The sequence below is a fragment of the Pontibacterium sp. genome (assembly GCF_041587635.1).
GTDB lineage: Bacteria > Pseudomonadota > Gammaproteobacteria > Pseudomonadales > Balneatricaceae > Pontibacterium.
Genome location: NZ_JBFGYC010000643.1, coordinates 1 through 2,079 on the forward strand (window position 1 = coordinate 1; position 2,079 = coordinate 2,079).

Consider the following 2,079-nt stretch of genomic DNA (forward strand, 5'->3'; position numbering starts at 1 on the left):
AGATCCTATATGCAAATGATGCCTTTTGTAGTGTTTCCGGCTTTTCTCTCGAACAGCTTCAAAACAAACCTCACAACATCGTCCGACACGCAGATATGCCTAAAGAGGCATTCGGCAATCTGTGGGACTCTCTAAAAAACGATCATGCCTGGCGCGGCATCGTTAAAAACCGTTGCGCTAATGGTGATCACTACTGGGTTGATGCGTACGTTACGCCGCTGTACGAAAATGGCGTCAAAGTTGGCTATCAGTCTGTTCGTACGCGCCCATCCGATAAGCAGAAGAGAAAAGCTGAGTCCATCTATGCTTTGATCACTCAAGGTAAGCTCAATCGCTTGCTCAGCCAAAGCAAAGTTAATACGTCTGCATTACTAGCCTCTGTAGGGCTGGTGGCTGTTGGTAGTGTTGCGAGTTATCTTCTGCAAGGACCGATTGCCTCTGCGGTGGTTACCGCGATAACGGGGATATCGGTAGCCTCTGTCTGGAGCTGGCGTACACGGAAGATCTCAGCTCTTAAAAGCACCGCACAGAATATTGCGTCAAACTCTCTGATCAAGCTGATCTATTGTGATTCCAGTGATGAGCTTGGCGACATTCAGCTGGCAATGACCATGCAGGATGCGCGTAACCGTACTGTGCTGGGACGATTGGCGGATATCAACCAGACAATCAGAAGTGCGGTTGGTCTGACTGATAACGCAATTAAGAATACCGACAACGGGCTTAGTCGGCAGGATAACGAAACTGATCAGGTTGCCAGTGCCGTAGGCCAGATGGCAAGTGCGACTGAAGAGATTGCGCTGAACACACAGCAAACGTCTCAGGTCAGCCAAAATGCCTGCTCGGTCACAGAAGATGGACGTACCGCGCTACAAGAAGTGATTAAGAATACCGAAGCACTGGAGAAACAGGTCAAGCTGGCGGCGATTACCTCTAAGGAGCTGCAATCGCAGGCTGATGAGATCGGTAACGTATTGTCGGTGATCAACGATATTGCTGACCAGACAAATCTGCTGGCTTTGAATGCTGCCATCGAAGCGGCGAGGGCAGGCGAGCATGGTCGTGGATTTGCTGTGGTTTCTGACGAAGTACGAACACTCGCGGTCCGTACACAAAACTCTACACAAGAAATTAAAGCGGTCGTAGAACATGTTCAGAGTGCCGTGAACAAAAACGTTCAAATCATGCAGGAAAGCGAAAAAGAAACCGCTAATGTCTTACTGGCTACACGGAAAACAGACGATGCGTTTGTAAATGTACAAAGCATGATGGCTGAAGTGTCTGACCGCTGCACACAGATTGCGACGGCATCAGAGGAACAAACTGCGGTGGTATCTGATGTCCATCAAAACATTAGTTCGATCCGCGATTTGTCAGGCGAAAATCGCAAGGCCTCTCGCCAGACCAGCGAAGCCAGTCTTGAATTACATAAGCTTATGGGGCAGCTGGATTCAATGGTTCAGGCTTTCGAAAAATAGCGTCGATTGAATACGAAAAAGCCCCGATAGCAATCTGCTAACCGGGGCTTTTTTATAGAATCTAAACGTTACAGAAGTGATGTGTGCTTGCGCTCAAACTCTATCTTTTTCTTTAGATTGGGCTTCAATAAGAGCCTTTAACTCATTGATCTGATTTGAAAGATCATCAATAGTTATCTGGCCTTCAGCGATTGCTTTTTCCCGCTCCTCTTCTGCGTGTTCGTTTTCCATCACGTTCACCACAATCCCGATCACCATGTTCAGAAACGCGAAGGTTGTCAGGAAAATGAACGTCAGATAGAACAGCCAGCTGAAGGGATAGACCTCCATTGTCTCGTACATAACGTCGGTCCAGTCTTCGAATGTCATCACCCGAAACAATGTCAGCATCGCAATGGATATATCACCCCAGAGCACGGGATTGATATCGACAAAAAATGACGCCCCCACAGCTGCGTAGATGTAGAAAATAATAAACATCAACAGAATCACATATCCCAGCTGCGGTAACGCTTTGATCAGGGAATTCAGCAGCAACCTTAGTTCCGGCACGATAGAGACCATCCTCAGTACCCGGAAGATACGAATCAAGCGACCCACC

Annotated in this window: 2 protein-coding genes; one reads left to right on the top strand and one right to left on the bottom strand. The window is 47.8% G+C overall.

Annotated features, from left to right (window positions below; all coding sequences use genetic code 11):
* Positions 1-1,478, top strand: a 1,478-nt coding sequence (locus ABYW01_RS20195) for a PAS domain-containing methyl-accepting chemotaxis protein (RefSeq protein WP_372836249.1), incomplete at its 5' end; no start/stop codon positions are given.
* A gap of 93 nt (positions 1,479-1,571) precedes the next feature.
* Here ABYW01_RS20195 and ABYW01_RS20200 read toward each other — a convergent pair.
* The coding region (locus ABYW01_RS20200; protein WP_372836250.1) for an ion transporter at positions 1,572-2,079 on the bottom strand (508 nt) is incomplete at its 5' end.